The sequence below is a fragment of the Neorhizobium sp. NPDC001467 genome (genome assembly GCF_050275975.1).
GTDB lineage: Bacteria > Pseudomonadota > Alphaproteobacteria > Rhizobiales > Rhizobiaceae > Neorhizobium.
In genome coordinates, this window is sequence record NZ_JBNNPS010000008.1 from 56,315 (window position 1) to 78,242 (window position 21,928).

19 protein-coding genes are annotated in these 21,928 nt (G+C 57.9%); 14 read left to right on the forward strand and 5 right to left on the reverse strand.

The genetic code is table 11. The features are described from left to right. The first annotated feature begins 144 nt into the window (after positions 1-144). Genes rho through ACQKKX_RS15890 form a run of 6 tightly spaced genes read left to right on the forward strand, consistent with a single transcriptional unit; the run spans position 145 to position 7,008 of the window. Positions 145-1,410 (forward strand): transcription termination factor Rho, encoded by a 1,266-nt coding sequence (gene rho, locus ACQKKX_RS15865; protein WP_427571951.1) that lies wholly within the window; start codon positions 145-147, stop codon positions 1,408-1,410. Between the two features lie 39 nt (positions 1,411-1,449). Next, positions 1,450-2,757 (forward strand): tRNA uridine-5-carboxymethylaminomethyl(34) synthesis GTPase MnmE, encoded by a 1,308-nt coding sequence (gene mnmE / locus ACQKKX_RS15870; RefSeq protein WP_427571953.1) that lies wholly within the window; start codon positions 1,450-1,452, stop codon positions 2,755-2,757. A gap of 47 nt (positions 2,758-2,804) precedes the next feature. Then, positions 2,805-4,676 carry a tRNA uridine-5-carboxymethylaminomethyl(34) synthesis enzyme MnmG gene (gene mnmG / locus ACQKKX_RS15875; RefSeq protein WP_427571955.1) on the forward strand — a complete coding sequence of 624 codons (1,872 nt, stop codon included), beginning with the start codon at positions 2,805-2,807 and terminating at the stop codon, positions 4,674-4,676. Then, a complete protein-coding gene (rsmG, locus tag ACQKKX_RS15880) occupies positions 4,676-5,296 on the forward strand; it encodes a 16S rRNA (guanine(527)-N(7))-methyltransferase RsmG (RefSeq protein WP_427571956.1) in 621 nt (206 codons plus the stop codon). Before mnmG ends, rsmG begins: the two co-directional genes overlap by 1 nt. A gap of 13 nt (positions 5,297-5,309) precedes the next feature. Then, entirely contained in the window at positions 5,310-6,104 is a 795-nt protein-coding gene (locus tag ACQKKX_RS15885; protein ID WP_427572096.1) for a ParA family protein, read from the forward strand. Between the two features lie 22 nt (positions 6,105-6,126). After that, positions 6,127-7,008, forward strand: coding sequence for a ParB/RepB/Spo0J family partition protein (locus ACQKKX_RS15890; RefSeq protein WP_427571958.1), 882 nt, complete (start codon positions 6,127-6,129; stop codon positions 7,006-7,008). Between the two features lie 15 nt (positions 7,009-7,023). Here ACQKKX_RS15890 and holA read toward each other — a convergent pair whose 3' ends face one another. The 3 genes from holA to leuS are packed head-to-tail and all read right to left on the reverse strand — an operon-like array spanning position 7,024 to position 11,241. Then, a complete protein-coding gene (holA, locus tag ACQKKX_RS15895) occupies positions 7,024-8,076 on the reverse strand; it encodes a DNA polymerase III subunit delta (RefSeq protein WP_427571960.1) in 1,053 nt (350 codons plus the stop codon). Between the two features lie 11 nt (positions 8,077-8,087). Continuing rightward, positions 8,088-8,618 carry an LPS assembly lipoprotein LptE gene (lptE, locus tag ACQKKX_RS15900; RefSeq protein ID WP_427571962.1) on the reverse strand — a complete coding sequence of 177 codons (531 nt, stop codon included), beginning with the start codon at positions 8,616-8,618 and terminating at the stop codon, positions 8,088-8,090. Beyond that, complete coding sequence (gene leuS / locus ACQKKX_RS15905; RefSeq protein WP_427571964.1) at positions 8,608-11,241, reverse strand: leucine--tRNA ligase; 2,634 nt, start codon at positions 11,239-11,241, stop codon at positions 8,608-8,610. The genes lptE and leuS overlap by 11 nt, the downstream gene beginning before the upstream one ends. 161 nt (positions 11,242-11,402) lie before the next feature. On the opposite strand from leuS, the gene ACQKKX_RS15910 reads away from it, so the two are divergent. The 5 genes from ACQKKX_RS15910 (at position 11,403) to minE (ending at position 16,048) form a co-directional block, all read left to right on the forward strand. Then, positions 11,403-12,062 (forward strand): YggS family pyridoxal phosphate-dependent enzyme, encoded by a 660-nt coding sequence (locus ACQKKX_RS15910; protein ID WP_427571966.1) that lies wholly within the window; start codon positions 11,403-11,405, stop codon positions 12,060-12,062. Between the two features lie 87 nt (positions 12,063-12,149). Then, entirely contained in the window at positions 12,150-14,069 is a 1,920-nt protein-coding gene (locus tag ACQKKX_RS15915) for an AMP-binding protein (protein WP_427571967.1), read from the forward strand. A gap of 132 nt (positions 14,070-14,201) precedes the next feature. Continuing rightward, positions 14,202-14,945, forward strand: coding sequence for a septum site-determining protein MinC (gene minC / locus ACQKKX_RS15920; RefSeq protein WP_427571969.1), 744 nt, complete (start codon positions 14,202-14,204; stop codon positions 14,943-14,945). A gap of 30 nt (positions 14,946-14,975) precedes the next feature. Continuing rightward, positions 14,976-15,791 carry a septum site-determining protein MinD gene (minD, locus tag ACQKKX_RS15925; protein ID WP_427572097.1) on the forward strand — a complete coding sequence of 272 codons (816 nt, stop codon included), beginning with the start codon at positions 14,976-14,978 and terminating at the stop codon, positions 15,789-15,791. Beyond that, positions 15,788-16,048, forward strand: coding sequence for a cell division topological specificity factor MinE (minE, locus tag ACQKKX_RS15930; RefSeq protein ID WP_427571970.1), 261 nt, complete (start codon positions 15,788-15,790; stop codon positions 16,046-16,048). The genes minD and minE overlap by 4 nt, the downstream gene beginning before the upstream one ends. A gap of 100 nt (positions 16,049-16,148) precedes the next feature. On the opposite strand, the gene ACQKKX_RS15935 is transcribed toward minE, so the two are convergent. Beyond that, on the reverse strand, positions 16,149-16,856 hold the full coding sequence (locus ACQKKX_RS15935) for a DUF1013 domain-containing protein (RefSeq protein ID WP_427571971.1): 708 nt from the start codon (positions 16,854-16,856) through the stop codon (positions 16,149-16,151). 255 nt (positions 16,857-17,111) lie between these two features. Between ACQKKX_RS15935 and acs the strand changes: the two genes are divergently transcribed. Next, positions 17,112-19,067: an acetate--CoA ligase gene (gene acs / locus ACQKKX_RS15940; protein WP_427571972.1), complete on the forward strand. Its 1,956-nt coding sequence runs from the start codon at positions 17,112-17,114 to the stop codon at positions 19,065-19,067. Positions 19,068-19,224: 157 nt separating this feature from the next. On the opposite strand, the gene ACQKKX_RS15945 is transcribed toward acs, so the two are convergent. After that, positions 19,225-19,443 (reverse strand): DUF1674 domain-containing protein, encoded by a 219-nt coding sequence (locus tag ACQKKX_RS15945; RefSeq protein WP_427571973.1) that lies wholly within the window; start codon positions 19,441-19,443, stop codon positions 19,225-19,227. A 105-nt stretch (positions 19,444-19,548) separates the two neighbouring features. Between ACQKKX_RS15945 and htpX the strand changes: the two genes are divergently transcribed. Together htpX and ACQKKX_RS15955 are read left to right on the forward strand one after the other, a co-directional pair. Further along, complete coding sequence (gene htpX, locus ACQKKX_RS15950; protein WP_427571974.1) at positions 19,549-20,514, forward strand: zinc metalloprotease HtpX; 966 nt, start codon at positions 19,549-19,551, stop codon at positions 20,512-20,514. Further along, the gene (locus tag ACQKKX_RS15955) at positions 20,511-21,896 is read left to right on the forward strand and encodes an RsmB/NOP family class I SAM-dependent RNA methyltransferase (protein ID WP_427571976.1); all 1,386 of its coding nucleotides are present in this window, start codon (positions 20,511-20,513) and stop codon (positions 21,894-21,896) included. The genes htpX and ACQKKX_RS15955 overlap by 4 nt, the downstream gene beginning before the upstream one ends. Positions 21,897-21,928: the final 32 nt, after the last annotated feature.

Below are 21,928 nucleotides of genomic sequence, written 5' to 3' on the forward strand. Positions count from 1 at the left end.
CCTTGCAGTTAGGGGGCGGACCGGCTATTTTCCCGACTATCTCTTCTCTCGTGCATGTGTGCAGGTTCTCTGTCTGCGGGTTTCTCCGCGGGATCGAATTCCACCGACACGGCTCCCCCTCGAAATTGAAATGGTCCTTCCTTCATGGCTGAAATGAAGCTTCAAGAACTCAAGAGCAAATCGCCCACCGATTTGCTGGCCTTCGCGGAATCCATGGAGGTTGAGAATGCCAGCACCATGCGCAAGCAGGAGCTGATGTTCGCGATATTGAAGGTTCTTGCCAGCCAGGATGTTGAAATCATCGGCGAGGGCGTGGTGGAAGTCCTGCAGGACGGTTTTGGATTCCTGCGTTCCGCAAATGCGAATTACCTGCCGGGCCCGGACGATATCTACATTTCGCCCTCGCAGATCCGCCGCTTCTCGCTGAAGACCGGCGATACGGTAGAAGGCCCGATCCGTGGACCGAAGGAAGGCGAGCGCTATTTCGCCCTTCTCAAGGTCAATACGATCAATTTCGATAATCCGGAAAAAATCCGTCACAAGGTGCATTTCGACAATCTGACGCCGCTCTATCCGAATGAGCGGTTCAAGATGGAACTTGATATTCCGACATCGAAGGACAATTCCGCCCGTGTGATCGACCTTGTTGCGCCGCTTGGAAAAGGGCAGCGCGGGCTGATCGTCGCACCGCCGCGCACCGGTAAGACGGTGCTGTTGCAGAATATCGCCCATTCGATCACGGCCAACCATCCAGAGTGCTATCTCATCGTACTGCTCATCGACGAGCGGCCTGAAGAAGTGACCGATATGCAGCGGTCGGTGAAGGGTGAAGTCGTTTCCTCGACCTTCGACGAACCGGCCGTGCGCCACGTTCAGGTCGCCGAAATGGTCATCGAAAAAGCAAAGCGTCTCGTCGAACACGGCCGCGACGTCGTGATCCTGCTGGACTCAATCACCCGCCTCGGACGCGCCTACAACACGGTTGTGCCCTCTTCCGGCAAGGTTCTGACGGGCGGCGTCGATGCCAATGCCCTGCAGCGCCCGAAACGCTTCTTTGGCGCGGCGCGTAATATCGAAGAAGGTGGATCCTTGACGATTATCGCTACGGCGCTGATCGACACCGGCAGCCGTATGGATGAAGTAATTTTTGAGGAGTTCAAGGGAACGGGCAATTCGGAAATCGTGCTCGACCGCAAGGTCGCCGATAAGCGTATCTTCCCGGCCATGGATATTCTGAAATCCGGTACCCGCAAGGAAGATCTGCTTGTGCCGCGCCAGGATCTCCAGAAGATATTCGTGTTGCGTCGCATTCTGGCGCCGATGGGAACGACCGATGCCATCGAGTTCCTCATCGACAAACTCAAGCAGACGAAGAACAACGGCGATTTCTTCGAGTCCATGAATACCTGATCCTTAGCCGGATTCTTCTGGACATTTGAAAGTGCTGACATGCTGGTGGACGATACGATCTTTGCGCTCTCCAGCGGATCGCTGCCAGCAGGTCTTGCAGTTATCCGTCTCAGCGGGCCTCGAGCACTGGCTGTTGCGGAAACGCTCGCCGGACCCCTTCCTCCGGCGAGAGAAGCCGTCCTTCGTACCATCAGAGCGCCCGATGGTATGGTTATCGATTCGGGCTTGGTGGTAACCTTCCGCGCTCCCCGGTCGTTCACGGGCGAAGACTGTGTCGAATTGCATCTTCATGGGAGCCGGGCTGTGGTTTCCATGACCTACAGCTTGCTCGAGTCTCTCGGGCTGCGGTTGGCTGAACCTGGCGAGTTTTCCAAACGGGCGCTTGAAAACGGCAAGCTTGACCTTGTCGAAGCTGAAGGCCTATCCGACCTGCTTCGCGCAGAAACAGAAATGCAGCGACGCCTTGCGATTGAACAGGCAGACGGCGGCCTCTCGTCCATCTACCGCCAGTGGGCCGCCGATCTGACGAGATCGCGGGCTTTCATAGAAGCAGAGCTCGACTTTGCTGATGAAGATGACGTGCCGGGTTCGGTATCCGATACAGTCTGGCGGATGATCGAACGTATGAAGCAGGCTATTGATGACCAGTTGAATGCGACGCAATCGGGCCGGATCGTTCGAGATGGTTTTCAGGTCGCGATCATGGGCCAGCCCAATGCTGGAAAATCCAGCCTCTTGAATGCTCTAGCTGGGCGCGATATTGCCATCGTTACCGAAATTGAAGGGACTACCCGTGACGTTCTAACCGTCGATCTGGACATTCAGGGGTATCTAGTCCGGTTTTCTGATACGGCGGGGATCCGTGACACGGATGACGTGGTCGAACGAGAAGGTATCAGACGCGCCCGCCTTGTTGCAGAGCAAGCCGACTTAGTCCTCATGTTGGGCGATAGTCTGACCGATATCGAAGACGTTAACCGGTTGGATGCGCCCGTTTGGAGGGTGCGGACAAAGATCGATGCCGTCTCGCACGCAGATCTCACAGGTTTTGACTTCAGTCTTTCCAGTATCACCGGAGAAGGTCTCGCAGAATTGAAAGCGGCCATCGGTGCGATCGTTGCAGAACGATGGCAAACCATATCAGCCCTTAAACCCGGAAGAGTGCGGCACATCCAATTACTGCAGAGGGCTTCCAATCTTCTTCAGGAAGCATTAGAGGGTTCGCAACTGGATATGCAGGCCGAGTGCCTTCGTTTGGCAGCAGCCGAAATGGGCCGGATTACTGGCCATGTGGATGTCGAGCAGCTTCTCGACGTGATCTTCTCGGAATTCTGCATCGGCAAATGACTCACGTGAAACAATCCGATTCGGATTCGAAATGGTAGTGTTGACGCATGGCTGACTATGACGTGATTGTGATCGGCGGCGGGCATGCTGGATGCGAGGCAGCCAGCGCTTCGGCCCGCGCCGGCGCGAGAACAGCGTTGATTACGCATTCTGTGAATACCATTGGCGCGATGTCGTGCAATCCGGCCATCGGCGGTCTGGGTAAAGGCCATCTCGTCCGAGAAATTGATGCACTTGATGGCCTGATGGGTCGTATTGCCGATGCGGCGGGCATTCAGTTCCGTTTGTTGAATCGTAAAAAGGGGCCCGCCGTTCGTGGTCCACGCACCCAGGCCGATCGGAAGCTCTATCGAGAGGCCATGCAGTCGGCCATTTCGTCCCACCACAATCTCTTTGTCATTGAAGCGGACGTTTTCGATCTGAAAGTAAGCGATGGACGTGTCTGCGGTGTCGTTCTTGCCAATGGTGAGGTCTATGAGACGCGTGCTGTTGTTCTGACAACGGGAACTTTTCTTCGCGGTTTGATTCACATCGGATCGAACAAGATTCCGGCTGGGCGTATGGGGGAAGCACCCTCCGTCGGACTGTCTGAAACACTGCTATCATTGGGTTTGAAACTTGGTCGTTTGAAGACAGGAACACCTGCGCGGCTCGACGCCCGAACCATCGATTGGCAAAGCCTTGATCGGCAAGAGGCGGATGATGTACCCTCACCTTTTTCCTTTATGACGGACGAGATCGCCAATCGTCAGATTGCATGTGGCGTCACCCGCACCACAACTCTGACTCACCAGATCATCACGGACAATATCCGCCAGTCGGCCATGTACTCGGGAGAAATAAGTGGCGTCGGACCTCGCTACTGTCCGTCGATTGAAGATAAAATTGTCCGGTTCGGGGAACGAGATGGCCACCAAATTTTCCTGGAGCCAGAAGGTCTTGAAGATCATACCGTCTATCCGAACGGCATCTCTACCTCCCTGCCAGCAGACATCCAGAGTCTGTTCATTCGGACCATCCCCGGACTGGAAAATGTCAAGATACTTCAACCCGGCTATGCGATAGAGTATGACCATGTAGATCCACGTGAGCTGACGTCCGCACTTGAGCTGAAAAAGCTTGGAGGCCTCTTTTTTGCGGGTCAGATCAATGGAACGACGGGATATGAGGAAGCGGCCGCACAGGGACTGGTCGCCGGCGTCAATGCTGCGCGGCAAGTGAATGGAAAATCTGAATTCGTCCTAAGTCGCACCCAAGCCTATATCGGCGTCATGATCGATGATCTCACATCTCGCGGGATTACTGAACCCTATCGGATGTTCACCTCGCGGGCCGAGTATAGGCTGTCACTTCGGGCAGACAATGCCGATGTGCGGTTGACCCCGATTGCTATGGAGCTGGGGCTGGTTTCCCCCGAGCGTACCCAACGTTACCTCCGTTACGCTGGTGAACTGGACTCTGGTCGAGAGGCACTCAAGGCTTTGCAACTTACCCCACAGCAAGCTGCAACGAAAGAGATAAAGCTTAATATGGATGGCCAACGTCGTTCCGCTTATGAGCTGCTGTCGTATCCAGATATTACCGTGGCTGATCTCCGTCGTGTCTGGCCGTCCCTCCAAAATATTCGTGGACCGGTGTCCGAGGCCTTGGAAATCGAGGCGGGTTATTCTGTCTATATGGAGCGGCAGGCATCCAGCATTCGCACCGCTCAGCGCGAAGAGCAACGGGTCATTCCTGGCGACTTTGACTTCACAAAACTCAGCGGGCTGTCGAATGAGTTGAAGGCAAAGCTTGTTAGCCTGGCACCTCGGACACTTGCGCAAGCAAGCGCTATAGAAGGCATGACGCCAGCGGCGATGGCGCTCCTGCTTGCCATACTCAAGAAATCTGACACCCAGCGCGCGCAGCGAGTCCACTGATGCAGATAAACGGAATGGCTGTTTCACGTGAAACATGGGACCGGCTCGAACACTTTATTGCGCTTTTCAATAAGTGGGCACGCTCAATTAATCTTGTCGCCCCATCAACGCTGCCTGATCTGCGAACCCGCCATGTCGCCGACAGCGCTCAAATTTATCAGCTATCGCCGGGACCACTTACATGGCTCGACCTAGGCTCCGGCGGCGGGTTCCCGGGTATTATTACTGCAATCCTGTTGACGGAGACCGAAGGCGGATGGGTTCACTTGGTCGAAAGTAACCAGAAAAAAGCTGCGTTTCTTCGCCAAGCACTGTTGGAAACGGGCGGACGCGGGTCAGTCCATCCTTGTCGTATCGACGAAGCTCTATCTCACATCGGTCGCGTTGATCGAATTTCGGCGCGAGCTCTTGCCCATCTGGATGTTCTACTTTCCTATGCAGAGCCATGGATGCAGCAAAACGCGCAGTGCAAAGCGTTCTTTCATAAAGGCCGGGATTACCAACAGGAAACCATGAATGCCAATGGTCGATGGGCGTTTGATCTGGTAGAACATCCAAGCGTTGTTGAGCCTGATTCCGTCGTTTTGGAAATCGCGGGGCTCCGACGCAAGGTCAACTGATTATGCGGACGGCATCATGAGTGAGCTCAACCGGATTATAACGATCGCTAACCAGAAGGGCGGCGTTGGTAAGACCACTACCGCCATCAACCTCGCGACTGCATTGGCTGCGATCGGTGAGCAAGTCCTCATCATCGATCTCGACCCGCAGGGAAATGCAAGTACAGGCCTGGGTATCGACAGGCGTGACCGTAAGCAATCCTCATACGATATCATGATGGGTACGCATACGATTGATGAAACAGCAGTAGCAACAGCTGTGCCGAACTTGTCAATCATCCCGTCAACTATGGACCTTCTCGGACTAGAAATGGAGATCGGCCAGTCCGGCGACCGCGCGTTCCGTCTCCGGAAAGCTCTCCAGTCCGAGCAGGCAGATGCCTATTCCTATATTCTTCTCGATTGCCCGCCTTCCTTTAATCTCCTCACGATCAACGCGATGGCGGCAGCACATTCGGTGCTCGTTCCGCTTCAATGCGAATTCTTCGCTCTGGAAGGTTTGAGCCAGCTCCTCGAGACTGTCAGTCAGGTCAAGCAATCCGTTAATCCTGCGCTTGATATTCAGGGTATCGTGCTGACCATGTTCGATGTGCGGAATAACCTCGCCCAACAGGTTGTCAACGACGTTCGGACCTATCTTGGTGAGAAGGTTTATCATACGCTTATTCCGCGTAATGTTCGCGTTTCCGAGGCGCCCTCATATGGTAAGCCGGCTATCCTTTATGACTTAAAGTGCGCGGGAAGCCAGGCCTATCTGCAACTGGCATCGGAAGTCATCCAGCGCGAACGTCGCCGGAAGGCGGCATAGTCTTTTGCGATAGGGTATTCATATGAGCGACGATGTTTCGAAAAGACGTCTGGGTCGAGGTTTGGCCGCGCTGATCGGCGAGATGGATCAGACGACCCCGGTTGGGGAGGCCCCGAAAACGGTTAGTGCGGACAGGCTGGTTCCGATCGAAATCGTATCCCGCAATCCGCGTAACCCGCGTCGCTATTTCGATGAGAGCGATCTTCAGGATCTTTCTGCCTCCATTCGCCAACACGGTATCGTACAACCTGTCGTGGTTCGCACGGTCGGCGACAATTACGAGATCATCGCCGGAGAACGACGTTGGCGTGCCGCGCAGCTCGCCGGACTGGTGGAAATTCCCGTTATCGTTCGGGACGTGGATGATCGCACCGCCCTTGAAATTGCAATCGTCGAGAACGTCCAGCGCTCGGACCTCAATCCGCTTGAAGAGGCCCTGGGCTACGAGCTTTTGATTGCCGAGCACGGCTACACGCAAAATGATCTTGGCGATATTATCGGCAAGAGCCGCAGTCATGTGGCCAACAGTTTAAGACTGCTAAAACTTCCAAATTCCGTCCGGGAAATGCTGGCGGGTGGCGATCTGTCCGCGGGACACGCACGTGCCCTCGTCTCCACCTCGGATCCGGCCGGTCTTGCGCGCACGATCGTTGCCAAGGGTATGTCCGTACGAGATGCCGAGCGTCTTGCACAGAACGATATCAAGGCCCAGACGCAGCCGGCTTCGATGCCGAAGTCGGACCAGAAGGACTCGGACACGCTCTCCCTGGAGCGGACATTGTCGGATGCGCTCGGTCTGGACGTTACGATCAACCACAAGGGCAGCGGCGGCCAGGTCCGGATTTCCTACAAGACGCTGGACCAGTTGGAAGAGATTTGCAGACTTCTTGAAAATCGAGCTTGAGGTCAGCTGGACAGTCTAGCGACGTCCATCCGACCCGTAACGCGACGATTGCAGCGCGATGGACATAAGCAGATGGAAGGCTGTACTCTCTTCCAACGCAGGTTGCTGACGAGTCTTGAGAATGGTCGACTGAATACGCGCTGCTTCACGCGCGATCATTTGGCTCGGCCAGCGGCGCAAGGCGCGTTCCATGATCGGCTTGCGGCGGAAATGGATATGCCGGCCGAGCGTCTGCATGATCTGAGTAGCCTGCGTATTCTTTTCATCCATCTCTGAGCGCATCAGGTCCAGGGTCTGGAACTGACGCAGACAGGATTGGAGGATCATGAAGATCGGGGTCTTTGATGCCACGATCCGATCGAATGCGCGCTGCAGACCTTCAATATCGCCCTGCAATACGGCATCGACAGCGTCGTCGGCAGAAATGGCGCTCGCGTCTCCAATGATATCGAGGACGTGTTGTTCCTCGATCGTCCCCTCTCCACGGCGGTAGAGCGCAAGCTTGCGAATTTCGCCACGCGATGCGATCCGGTCGCCTCCCAAGGCGTCGAGGAGGCGTTCCCTGGCCGCTGGGGTGATGGTAAGGCCGGCCGTCTTCAGTTCCTCGTCTATCAGAACGTTGACGGCTTTCGTATCGTCAGCATAGCAGGAAATCGACGCGACCGTTCCGGCGGCGTCGGCGAGCTTGCGCATACCCGCACCTTTCTTGATGTCGCCTGCTTCGACAATCAGAATGTTTTCCGACGGCGCACTGTTGGCAAGTGTCTGCAACGCTTCGACAAGCGGCTTCTCACTGCCCCCTGCCCTTAGCCAGATCAACTTCTTTCCTCCAAACAGGCCGAAAGCGCCGACTTCATCGATAAGACGACCCGGATCGCCGCTGAGGTCCGCAGCCTCCAGCTTGACCATGGCGAAAGGATCGCTGAGGTCGATACCGGTTCTCGCAGCAATGATCGCTGCACGCTCTGAAACAAGCCCGCGATCAGGACCGTAAACGAGGAACAGCCGATAATTGCCGACGTTCGATTTTGCGAACCGATCGAAGTCATGCGATTTTATTTCGACCATGCCGGCCGCCTTTACTGGCGGCCGAGCGTCGTTGCGATATCGCCCCGGATGAATTCGGCCAGCTGCTTGGCTGCCCTGTTTTCGGCGTCGCGATAAGCACGCATTTCCGCGAATTCCTGCGCCGAAACATCGAGAAGCGCGGTCGCCCTGCGTTGGGCTGTCTTGAGAACCTTGCCGTCGCTGATACGAGTGAAAGTGTAACTGCCTATCACGGTGACGCGACCCGGGATGAGGTTGAAAGTGACCTGTTCGTCCAGAACATTCTGGCGGAAGGAACTGACGGACATGGTCAGTCGATAAGCCGGCGTCTTGCTTTCGCCAGCGCCGCCTGCGGTCAGGAATATCAGCTCGTTGCGAACCGCCTGTCCGATTCTGTCTTCGGCGGGGGAAAATTCGATCGCCGCCAACTGTTGTCCGGTACCTGTGCCCGGTGCAGACACGGCGTAGAGTGGCTTGACCTGGCAGCCTGCCAAGGCCACCAGCGCCGCAACCGACGCGATACGACCGACACGAAGCAAATTATTGGTGATGTTAGACAACAATGTTCACGATCCTCTGTGGGACAACGATGATCTTCTTCGGGGATCGCCCTTCAAGCGCGGCCTGCACCGCACTCAGCTGAAGCGCGGCCTTTTCGACGGCAGTTTGATCTGCGTCCCGCTGAATTGTCAATTCCGCGCGCTTCTTGCCGTTGATCTGAACGGGTAGCAGAATTTCGTTTTCCGCTACCAGCTCCGGTATGAAAGCTGGCCACAGAGTTTCCGCTACCAAACCGTCTCGGCCCAACACCTTCCAGCACTCCTCCGCCAGATGCGGCGTCATGGGTGCAACGATCTGGATGAGGATTTCCGCCGCGTCGCGAGCCGCTGCGATATAGGCATCATCCTTGGCCCCGGCCGCGATGGCGGTCAACGGCGCCGCCAAGGTATTCACCAGTTCATAGATGCGAGCGACAGCCTTGTTGAACGCGAGCTTGTCGAAATCAGCCTGAACGGCCTGTAGAGTCTTGTGTGCTGCCTGGGAAATGGCGAGCGCCTCGCCGTCCCGTGCCGCGCGTGCCTGGACGGAGACCAAAGTTTCTGCAGCTTCCGAGATCAGGCGCCAGACGCGCTGAACGAAGCGATGAGCGCCTTCAACGCCGGATTCCGACCAGATGACGTCACGCTCGGGTGGCGAGTCCGACAGGACGAAGAAACGCGCCGTATCGGCACCATAAGAGGCAATAATGTCATCCGGGTCCACCACATTTTTCTTGGACTTGGACATCTTTTCGATGGGGCCGATCGCTACCTCTTCATTCGTAGAAAGCAGGAACGCGCGGCGACGGCCGTCGCTCTCCTCGATCCGCAAATCTGCCGGCGCGACCCATTCGCCATAGGACCCGGAGCCTTTACGATAGGTTTCGTGAACCACCATGCCCTGGGTAAACAGCCCCTTGAAGGGCTCGCTGACGCCGACATGACCGGTCGCGTTCATCGCACGGGTAAAGAAACGCGAATAGAGCAGGTGCAGGATCGCATGTTCGATCCCGCCAATATACTGATCGACCGGCAGCCAGTGGCTGGCCGCGGCCGGATCCGTTGGATCGTCCTGCCACGGGGCCGTGAAACGCGCGTAATACCAGCTGGAATCGACGAAAGTGTCCATCGTGTCCGTCTCGCGGCGGGCATCCTTACCACACCGTGGGCATGCGACATGACGCCAGGTGGCATGACGGTCGAGCGGGTTGCCAGGTTGGTCGAAGGTAACATCGTCCGGCAGACGCACGGGCAAATCGGCTTTTGGAACGGGCAGAACGCCGCAGTCATCGCAATGAATGACCGGGATCGGGCAACCCCAGTAACGCTGACGGGAGATTCCCCAATCCCGCAGACGAAAGTTGACCTTGCGGCTGGCCTGCGGCGCGTCGTTCAGCATTTGCTCCGACAACGTAGTCGCCACGGCCTGGAAGGCCGCGTCGGTCGTCATGCCATCGAGAAAGCGCGAATTGATCATCACCCCGTCACCGTCATAGGCCTCTTCGCCCACGGAGAAGGTGGCAGCATCGCCATCCACTGGCATCACGACGGGAATGACCGGCAAATCGTACTTGCGCGCAAAATCGAGGTCGCGCTGATCGCCGGAAGGGCAACCGAAGATGGCCCCGGTGCCGTAATCCATCAAAACGAAATTCGCGATGTAGACCGGGACCTCCCAGGTCGGGTCGAGGGGATGCCGCACCGTCAGTCCTGTGTCGAAGCCCTTCTTTTCCGCCGTCTCCAATGCGGCAAGCGATGTGCCGGCCTGGCGGCATTCCTCACTGAAGCGCTGCGCCTCCGCATTTGCCTCGGCGATGGCGCGCGCCACGGGGTGGTCGGCAGCAATGGCGAGGAAGGACGCGCCAAACAGCGTATCGGGCCGGGTGGTATAGACTTCGATGTCGGTCGCGCCGCTCCGAGCCTGGCTTTCGGCAGTCAGTTCCCAGCGCAAAGCCAAGCCCTCGGACCGGCCGATCCAGTTCTTCTGCATCAGTCTGACCTTTTCCGGCCACTGATCCAGCGTGTCGAGAGCATCGAGCAGATCCTGACTGAATTCGGTGATCTTGAAGAACCACTGAACCAGCTCGCGCTGCTCGACCAAAGCACCTGAGCGCCAGCCTCGCCCGTCGATTACCTGCTCGTTGGCGAGAACCGTGTTATCGACCGGATCCCAGTTGACCTTGGATTGTTTGCGGTAGACCAGACCTTTTTCCATCATATCGAGGAAAAGCATCTGCTGGCGGTGATAATAGTCGACGTCGCAGGTTGCGAATTCTCGCGACCAGTCCAGCGAAAGCCCCATGGCCTTCAGCTGCTTCTTCATCGAGGCAATGTTCTGATAGGTCCATTCCTTGGGATGAACCTTGTTGTCTCGCGCGGCGTTTTCAGCAGGCATGCCGAAAGCGTCCCAGCCCATCGGATGCAGGACATTGTATCCACGGGCACGCTTGTAGCGCGCAACAACGTCACCCATTGCATAATTGCGCACATGGCCCATGTGAATGCGACCGGACGGATAGGGGAACATTTCGAGGACGTAATATTTTTCGCGCGGATCGCTATTGTCCGTCGCGAAGGTTTTTGCCTCATTCCACCGGGCCTGCCAGCGAGGCTCGGCATCGCGCGGATTGTATCGTTCGGTGGTCATTCTGCTGATTTCCGGAATAGGATGCGTTGGGCTGACCTTCACCACGAAACCACCGGAGCGTCAAGTTTTGCCGGGGTCCCTGATCGAAGCGGCGAGCCGGAAAGGCTTGGCATTCGGCCATTCGCCGTTTAATCGCTGGGGGCAACCCGCTGGAGATTTACATGACTGTTGAACAGAGACTTGCCGAGGTTCAAGGCCGTATCAAGGCCAGTGAGAAAAGCTGCAACCGGACGACCGGCGACGTGCAATTGGTCGCGGTGTCCAAGACGTTCGGTATCGGGGATATCCGACCGGTGATCGCTGCGGGCCAGCGGGTGTTCGGCGAGAATCGTGTTCAGGAGAGCCAGGCCAAATGGCCTTTGCTGAAGCAGGAGACGTCCGGCATCGAACTGCATCTCATCGGACCGCTGCAGTCCAACAAGGCGGCCGACGCGGTGGCGCTGTTCGATGTCATCGAGACGGTCGATCGGGAAAAGATTGCGGCCGCGCTTGCAGATGAAATGGCAAGGCAAGGCCGCCGGCTCCGGGTCTATATCCAGGTCAATATCGGGATGGAAACCCAGAAAGCCGGAATCGCGCCCAAGGATACGCCCGATTTTGTCAGATACTGCCGGGAAGATCTTGCGCTCGATGTCGAGGGTCTGATGTGCATTCCCCCGGCAGACGATCACCCCGGCCCCTATTTCGCATTGCTGCGCAAGCTTTCGATCGAAAACGGTCTGAAGAAATTGTCGATGGGCATGTCAGGCGATTTCGAAACGGCGATTCAGTTCGGTGCAACCAGCGTGCGCATTGGTTCCGCCATTTTCGGAGCGCGCTGACCGCCTGCTCCCTTCGTATGATTTCCCAGCGGACGACTTCTGCCTACACTGCGCTGGCGTACCAGGTGCGAAGGGAGGAGAAGCATCATGTCGAGCCGTTACACCGACATCTACCAGCAATGGCAAGATGACCCCGACACGCACTGGACGAATGCGGCAAGGGACATCACCTGGTTTCGCCCACCAGAGCGCATTTTCGATGCCGATCAGGGCGTGTACGGGCGGTGGTTCGTCGGCGGTCTCTGCAATATCTGCTACAACTGTGTGGACCGGCATATCGCTGCCGGCAGAGGGCAAGATCCGGCGATCATTTTCGATAGTGCGATGACGGGTATTAGCCAAGTCTTCTCGTTCGATGCTGTCCTGCAGGAAGTAACGGCCATTGCCGCAGTGATGCGGAACCTGGGCATTGAGAAAGGCGACCGCGTCGTCATATACATGCCAATGGTGCCGGAAGCGGTCTTCTCCATGCTGGCCTGCGCGCGGCTCGGTGCCATCCACTCGGTCGTGTTCGGCGGGTTTGCAGCGCAGGAACTGGCGTCACGCCTCGATAGCGCAGGCGCGAAACTGGTGGTAACCGCCAGTTGTGGTCTCGAACCTGGACGGGTCGTGGCTTACAAACCGTTGCTGGATGGTGCAATCGAGCTTGCTCGGACCAAGCCCGCCAACTGTCTCATTCTTCAGCGCGAGCAGCTGTCCGCGGATCTCGATCCGGATCGCGGAGAACACGATTTCGCGGAATTGGCCGCCGTCCAGCGAGCCGCTAAAACCCGGGTCGATTGCGTGCCGATGGCGTCGACCGATCCCCTCTACATCCTCTACACATCCGGCACGACCGGAAAACCGAAAGGGGTGGTGCGCGATACGGGTGGTCACATGGTGGCGCTTCACTGGTCCATGCGGAATATCTACGGTTTGCAGGCCGGTGACATTTCCTGGACCGCTTCAGATATTGGCTGGGTCGTTGGCCATTCCTATATCGTCTATGGTCCGCTGTTGGCAGGTGTCGTCACGGTTCTGTTTGAGGGGAAGCCCGTTGGTACGCCGGATGCCGGGACATTCTGGCGGGTGGTCGAGCGTTACGGCGTCAACGTGCTCTTCACCGCTCCGACGGCTATTCGGGCAATCCGCCGGGATGACCCTAATGGCCGGCTTGCCGGCGGCCGAAACCTCTCCAGCCTGCGAACCCTTTTCCTTGCCGGGGAACGAGCCGACCCCGAGACGCTGCATTGGGCGGCAACGCTGCTTGGCATCCCGGTGATCGACAACTGGTGGCAGACCGAAACCGGCTGGCCGATCGCCGCCAATCCGATGGGTCTGGGTCCGCTTCCGGTGAAACCCGGCTCTCCGACAGTTCCCATGCCGGGTTTCACCGTGGCAGTGCTTGATGATTCGGGCCATCGAACCAGCCCGGACGCACTTGGCAATCTTGCCATTCGCCTACCGCTGCCGCCGGGGTGCCTGACCACCTACTGGGAAGCGGACGATCTTTTCCATGAAGCCTGTCTCTCCGAATTTCCTGGTTACTACAAGACGGCCGATGCCGGACGGATCGACGAGGATGGCTATGTTTTCGTGATGGCGCGCACGGACGATATCATCAATTGTGCGGGCCATCGTCTTTCGACGGGCGCGTTGGAAGAGGTATGTGCCTGCCATCCCGATGTTGCGGAATGCGCGGTGGTGGGCGTGGCGGATCCGATCAAGGGTCAGGTGCCCTGCGGATTTCTGGTGCTGAAGAGCGGCACAATGCGTGGCGGACCGGATGTATGTCAGGACGTTATCGATCTGGTCAGGCAACGGATCGGCGCCGTGGCCGCTTTCCGCAAGGTGGTGATCGTGGCAAAGCTGCCGAAAACCCGTTCGGGCAAAATCCTGCGCGCCACCATCCAGAAGATTGCTGACAGGCAATCCTGGTCAATGCCGGCAACGATCGAAGACCCGGCGACGCTCCAGGCGGTTGCCGTTGCTCTTCGCGAGGACGTTTACGTTTCTAAGAAGCAATAAGGTGAGATATAGCAAGGGGTTGGGTTCTGCCCTGCCCTAGCGTGGCTTCGTGGAACGGTTATCGTAACGGACATCGTTAACGATTTGTTAACCATGTCCGGCGTAAGCAAATGCAACGAATTCTTTACGTAGATGACCAAAGTGTTAACAGACGCTCGCTCGATCCGCATCAAGGGCCGCTCCTTTTTGGCCCTGGTACTTTCCCCCGATCTTCCGATAGACGATTGGCTCGTCCGGTTGGATGATCTTGCATCCCGTTCGGCAGGTTTTTTTCTCGATCGCCCGGTCGTGCTGGATGTTACCGGTCTCGCCATCGACAAGGCCCAGCTCAAGACGCTTTTCGAAAACCTGGCAGAGCGCAATGTCCGGATCATGGGCATCGAGGGGGCTAGGCCGTCCATGCTGGGTGCTGGCATGCCGCCGGCCATGAAGGGCGGGAAGCCTGCCGCGGACATCGAGGTCAAGGAGCGGGAAAAGGGAACCGAGGAAGCAGAGGCCGCCTCGGAGGAGCCTGCTACAACCGAACTTCCTCACACTCGCCCCGTCACGCAGTCGCTGGTCATCAACGAGCCCGTGCGTTCCGGCCAGTCGATCATTTTTCCGGAAGGCGATGTTACGGTTGTCGGCTCGGTCGCGTCCGGTGCCGAAGTGATTGCCGGCGGTTCCATCCACGTCTATGGCGCCTTGCGCGGGAGAGCCATGGCAGGGTCGGTCGGAAATTCTGCATCCAGAATCTTCTGCCGCAAGCTTGAGGCAGAGTTGGTGGCTATAGATGGCATTTATAAAATGGTCGAGGACATGTCGCCGGCACTGCGGGGGCAGCCAGTACAGCTTTGGCTTGATGGTGATTCGATCATGGCCTCAACGATTATCTAAGCCGGTCAACGGCAGGAACAGGAGATGAAGATGGGCAAAGTCATCGTGGTGACATCCGGCAAGGGCGGGGTCGGCAAGACAACGTCGACCGCCGCCCTTGGCGCAGCATTGGCGCAGAATGGCGAACGGGTTGTTGTTGTGGACTTCGATGTCGGTCTGCGCAATCTCGATCTTGTGATGGGCGCGGAGCGCCGGGTCGTCTACGATCTCGTCAACGTCATCCAGGGCGAAGCCAAGCTGACGCAGGCCCTCATTCGCGACAAGCGTCTCGAAAGCCTGTTTCTCCTGCCGGCCTCGCAGACCCGCGACAAGGACAATCTTACGACCGAGGGCGTGGATCGCGTCATCAACGAATTGAAGCGCGTCTTCGACTGGGTGATCTGTGACAGTCCCGCTGGTATCGAACGCGGCGCGACGCTTGCCATGCGACATGCCGACATGGCCGTCGTGGTCACCAACCCCGAAGTCTCTTCGGTACGCGATTCGGATCGCATCATCGGCCTTCTCGATTCCAAGACGCTCAAGGCCGAACGTGGCGAGCGTATGGAAAAGCACCTGATGCTGACCCGTTACGACGCAGCTCGCGCCGAGCGTGGTGACATGCTGAAGGTGGACGACGTTCTGGAAATCCTTTCGATCCCGCTGATCGGTATCATTCCGGAAAGCAGCGATGTGCTGCGCGCTTCCAACATGGGTGCTCCGGTCACCTTGGCGGATGCCCGTTGCGCACCGGCCATGGCCTATTTCGAGGCTGCACGCCGTCTTCGTGGCGAACAGCTGCCGATCAGCATCCCCGGGGATAAGCGGGGTATCTTCGGCAAGATTTTCGGAAGGAAGGCCGCATGAGCATCTTTGGTCTGTTCCGCAAGAACAAATCCGCGCCAATGGCGCGCGAGCGATTGCAGGTTCTCTTGGCGCATGAACGCGCGTCTGCCAGCTCCGATCTGGTGACCATCCTGCGCGAGGAAATTCTTGCGGTGATCGCTCGACATGTCGAACTTGATGCCGATCGCGTTCACGTCAAGATGGATCGCGACGAGAACATGTCGATCCTTGAGATCGATGTCGAAATTCCGTTGAATTCAACGCTTCAGGCGGCTTGACGACGCGAGACCCAGATTGGGTTGCCTGCCAAAACAAAACCCCGCCGATCCGATCAGCGGGGTTTTTTCTTTCTGGTTGAAGCAGGTCCGGAAAGACGACTTAGAAATTGTCGTCGTCTTCCTCTTCCGTACGGCTCGATTTCAGCGAGCTGAGCTTCGCAAAAACGGCATCCGCATCAATTTCCTTCTCTTCTTCGCGTTCGCTGCGATAGCCGAAATCGAGGTTCTCGGTTTCGTTGGCCGGGCGCAGCGAAGCGCCGAGTTCGGCAGCGGTCGGCAGCGGACGGTTCTTGGCGGCGCGCTCGACCTCGAGGTCAAGATCGATCTGGCTGCAGAGCCCCAGCGTTACCGGGTCCATCGGCGTCAGGTTGGTGGCGTTCCAGTGCGTGCGGTCGCGGATCTGTTCGATCGTCGACTTGGTGGTACCAACAAGGCGCGAGATCTGCGTGTCCTTCAGTTCCGGATGGTTGCGAACCAGCCAGAGAATGGCGTTCGGGCGGTCCTGGCGCTTGGAAACCGGAGTATAACGGGGGCCGCGACGCTTGGATTCGGGAACACGAACCTTCGGTTCGGACAGCTTGAGGCGGTAATTCACGTCGCCTTCACCGCGAGCAATCTCATCGCGCGACAATTGCCCGGTAGCGATCGGGTCGAGACCCTTGATGCCCTGTGCCGCCTCACCGTCCGCAATTGCCTTCACCTCAAGCGGATGAAGTTTGCAGAAGGTGGCAATCTGATCAAAGGAAAGGGCAGTATTGTCGACCAGCCATACTGCGGTCGCCTTTGGCATGAGCAATTGTTGAGCCATGGATATAGTTCCTCTGTCCGTCCGCGCCGGTGTCGCGGGCCGTGGGTATCAACCACCATTTCCGGGAATTAAACGCCGTATAATCGAATTGGAGCAGAATTGCAATTCTTTGCAGCTGCGTGATCCGCAAGATCGCAGTGACGATCATCGTCGCCATTTGTCTAGTTGCGGCCCCTGCCCCAATTTGTATGAATGCGAAATTATTAAGCGCTGATGGATGGAAGGTTATCGGCGTGCCAATGTGGGAGGAGTTTCATGTCCGAAAAAATTTATCCGGTCCTCAGGTCCACCAGAGCGAAAGCGCTGATTGACAGGGAGAAATATGAAAAATGGTATGAAGAAAGCATTGACGATCCGGACAAGTTCTGGGGCAGGCACGGCCGTCGGATCGACTGGTTCAAACCTTATACGAAGGTCAAGAACACATCCTTTAAGGGCAGGGTCTCGATCAAGTGGTTCGAAGACGGGCTGACCAACGTTTCCTATAATTGCATCGACAGGCACCTGAAGACGCATGGGGAACGCACCGCCATCATCTGGGAAGGCGACAATCCCTATATCGACAAGAAGATCACCTATAACCAGCTTTACGATCAGGTCTGCCGCATGGCGAATGTGCTGAAGAAGCACGGCGTCAAGAAGGGCGATCGGGTCACCATCTATATGCCGATGATCCCTGAAGCCGCCTATGCCATGCTGGCCTGTGCGCGCATCGGCGCGGTGCATTCGGTCGTGTTCGGCGGGTTTTCGCCGGAGGCGCTCGCGGGTCGCATCGTCGACTGCGAATCCACTTTCGTCATCACCTGCGACGAGGGCGTGCGCGGCGGAAAACCCGTGGCGCTCAAGGAAAATACCGACAGGGCCATCCAGATCGCCGCCAAGCAGTATGTTACGGTCAACAAGGTTCTGGTCGTGCGCCGCACCGGCGGCAAGACCAACTGGGCGCCGGGACGCGATCTCTGGTACCATCAGGAAATTGCAACCGTTAAGGGTCATTGCGAACCGGTGAAGATGAAGGCCGAGGACCCGCTTTTCATCCTCTACACCTCGGGTTCCACCGGCAAACCTAAGGGCGTCCTGCACACGACCGGTGGCTATCTCGTCTATGCGGCCATGACCCACGAATACACGTTCGATTATCAGGACGGTGATATCTACTGGTGCACTGCCGATGTCGGCTGGGTCACCGGTCATTCCTATCTCGTCTACGGTCCGCTGGCCAATTGCGCGACGACGCTGATGTTCGAAGGCGTTCCGAATTTTCCCGATAACGGGCGCTTCTGGGAAGTCGTCGACAAGCACAAGGTCAATATCTTCTACACCGCGCCGACGGCGATCCGCTCGCTTATGAGTGTCGGCGATGATTTTGTCACGCGTTCATCGCGCTCGAGCCTGCGTCTGTTGGGTACGGTGGGGGAGCCGATCAATCCGGAAGCATGGGAATGGTACTATAACGTTGTGGGTGACAAACGCTGCCCGGTGGTGGATACCTGGTGGCAGACCGAAACCGGCGGTCACATGATCACGCCCCTGCCGGGTGTGACCGATCTCAAACCGGGGTCAGCAACCAAGCCGTTTTTCGGGGTGCAGCCCCAGTTGGTCGATAATGAAGGCAACGTTCTTGAGGGAGCGGCCGATGGCAATCTGTGCATTATCGATAGCTGGCCCGGGCAAATGCGCAGCGTGTATGGCGACCATGACCGCTTCGTGCAGACCTATTTTTCCACCTATAAGGGCAAGTACTTTACGGGCGATGGCTGCCGGAGGGATGAGGACGGGTATTACTGGATCACCGGCCGGGTCGATGACGTCTTGAACGTCTCCGGCCACCGTCTGGGCACGGCCGAGGTCGAATCCGCCCTCGTCTCGCATAATCTCGTATCCGAAGCGGCCGTCGTCGGCTATCCGCATGGCCTCAAGGGCCAGGGCATCTATTGCTACGTGACGCTGATGGCTGGCAATGAGGGGACGGACGCGCTTCGGCAGGAACTGGTCAAGCATGTCCGTAACGAGATCGGACCCATTGCGACGCCCGACAAGATCCAGTTCGCACCCGGGCTGCCCAAGACACGGTCCGGAAAGATCATGCGCCGTATCCTGCGCAAGATTGCCGAAGACGATTTCGGTGCCTTGGGGGATACGTCGACGCTGGCCGACCCCGCTGTCGTCGATGACCTGATCGCAAATCGGCAGAACAAGCTTGAGGCATGATTTCCGCCGGGGGAAGGCATTTGCCCTCAACAGCGCGGCGCTGACGTCCGTTAGCGCCGGCGGGCCAGCAACGGTTTACGGCCCCATCATAGTTCCAACCGGTCCTGTCATGCGCCTGCTTTCGGCGGCACCTTTTGAGATCGGTAGGAATGTTGACTTAGAAATCGATGGCGCGACCGTTGATTTCCCAGTCTCCGAAGCGTGCCGGATCGGCGCCGCCTCGTCCACCGAATTCCTGCGGCATGTCGGCGCTGGCGGCGCTTCTGCGCCGTTCTTCCGCTTCCTGTAAAGCCCGCTGGGCGGCGGCGGAAAGAGGTTTGGTCGCCGCCGGGGCGTCCATCACCGTCTCGGCGTTGTCGTTATCGGCTGTCTGCATTCCTGTCACCGCCGGTTCATTGAAAAACTTGGCTGAATTCCCACATCATAGGCCGTTCCGCCGGAATGAAAAACCCTTGAATCTTGGGTGACGGGAGAGAAGACGATGAATATCATGCGCACCGCCATGCTTCTGGCCTTCATGACCGCTTTGTTCATGGGGATCGGCCTTCTTATCGGCGGTCAGAGCGGTATGTTGATTGCCTTGCTGATCGCTGCCGGCATGAATCTGTTCTCCTATTGGAATTCCGACAGGATGGTGCTGGCGGCCTATCATGCGCAGCAGGTCGACGAGCGCAATGCGCCCGAATTCTATCATATGATCCGTGACCTGTCGGCGAATGCCGGTCTGCCGATGCCGAAGGTCTATATCTACGACAATCCGCAGCCCAACGCCTTTGCCACCGGCCGCAATCCGCAAAACGCTGCCGTAGCAGCCTCCACTGGTCTTCTCGAAAGGTTGACGCCACAGGAGGTTGCTGGCGTGATGGCGCACGAACTCGCGCATATCCAGAACCGCGACACGCTGACCATGACGATCACCGCGACGCTGGCCGGTGCTATCTCCATGCTGGGCAATTTCGCGTTCCTGTTCAGCGGCAACCGCAACAGCAACAATCCGCTCGGCGTCGTCGGCGTGATTATCGCGATGATCGTTGCACCCTTCGCGGCGATGATCGTCCAGATGGCGGTGAGCCGCACGCGCGAATACGCCGCCGACCGCCGCGGCGCGGAAATCTGCGGCAATCCGATGTGGCTTGCCTCGGCACTCGAGAAAATTGCCGGCGCCGCTCACGCGATCCCGAATGAGGATGCCGAACGCAATCCGGCAACTGCGCATATGTTCATCATCAATCCGCTTTCGGGCGAGCGCATGGATAATCTCTTCTCCACGCATCCGAACACGGACAACCGGATTGCTGCACTCCGGCAGATGGCCGGCTCTTTCGGTGGACCTGGGTCGACGCAGGGCTTTCAGACTGCTAGACCGCGGCCCGCGGCGCGCTCCGTTCCCAATGCCGGCTGGGGTGGCCGCCGCCCCGATGAACCGCGCAAAGGTCCCTGGTCTTGAACGAGAACAAAAACAAGAAACCCACGAGGTCGCCAACAGGCCCGCGTCCCTCGCGCCCGGTGTTTTCAGATAAGCCGGGGCTTGAAGTCCGCATGACGGCGGCCAAATTTCTCGGCGCGGTGATCGATCGCAGGATTTCGCTTGATGGCATGCTCGATCTTAACCAGGGCAATGCGGCATACAAGGCGTTGAATGATGCCGATCGGGCGTTGACCCGCGCCATACTGACCACGTCCTTGCGCCATCTTCTGCGCCTTGAAGCGGCCATAGCGTCGCTTCTCGAAACGCCGCTTCCCGAAGGCGCGCGCGCGCTTCATCATGTCCTGATCGTCGCCGCCGCGCAGATTCTCCATCTTGACGTGCCGTCCCACGCCGTCGTCGATCTTGCCGTCGAACAGGCCAATCGCGATCCGCGCAATCGCCGGTTCGCCAAGCTGGTCAATGCCGTCCTTCGCCGCCTGGTGCGGGAGAAGGAAGAAATTTTGGCCAAGACTGCGGAAATATCACCCATACCCGCTTGGTTTGCGACGCGGCTGACGGCGGCGTATGGCGCCCAGGAAGCGGCCCGTATTGCCGAAGCTCAACTCGAGCCCCCATCCATCGACCTGACCGTGAGAACCGGTGCCGGGCACTGGGCATCCCAGCTCGGCGGCCAGATATTGCCGACCGGCAGCATTCGCCTGCCGTCTTTCGAGGGCTCGGTTTCGGGTCTTGAAGGTTACGACGAGGGTGCCTGGTGGGTTCAGGATGCCGCTGCGGCACTGCCCGCCAAGCTTTTCGGCGACCTTGAGGGCAAGCACATCGCCGATCTTTGCGCCGCCCCGGGCGGCAAGACGGCGCAATTGGCGGCGGCGGGTGCCAAGGTGATTGCCATTGAGCAATCCGCAAATCGCGCGCGGCGTCTGAATGAAAATCTGGAACGACTGAAATTGTCGGCCGACGTGCGCCAGGCAGATCTTTTCGATTTCAGGCCGGAAACGCCGCTCGATGGCGTTCTTCTGGATGCGCCATGCTCGTCGACCGGCACGACGCGGCGCCATCCTGACGTGCTGTGGACAAAGGGCCCGGAAGATATTGGCAAACTGGCAGTTCTGCAGGAGCGTATGCTTCGGCATGCCCTGACCCTAGTCAAACCCGGCGGTCTGGTGGTCTTCTCGAACTGCTCGCTTGATCCGCAGGAGGGCGAGCTTCTGGTCTCCAAGGTTCTGGCCGACACGCCATCCGTCATCCGAGTTCCGATCGATCCCGCCGCATGGCCGGGTCTCGAAGCTGCCGTGACAGCGCATGGTGAATTCCGGACCACGCCGGCTCTCTTGCCTCCAAGAGACGGCTTTGCCGGCGGCATGGACGGTTTCTTCGCCGCAGTGCTTTCACCGCGATAACTGTTTCTTCATCATAAAAGGCAATTCTTTTT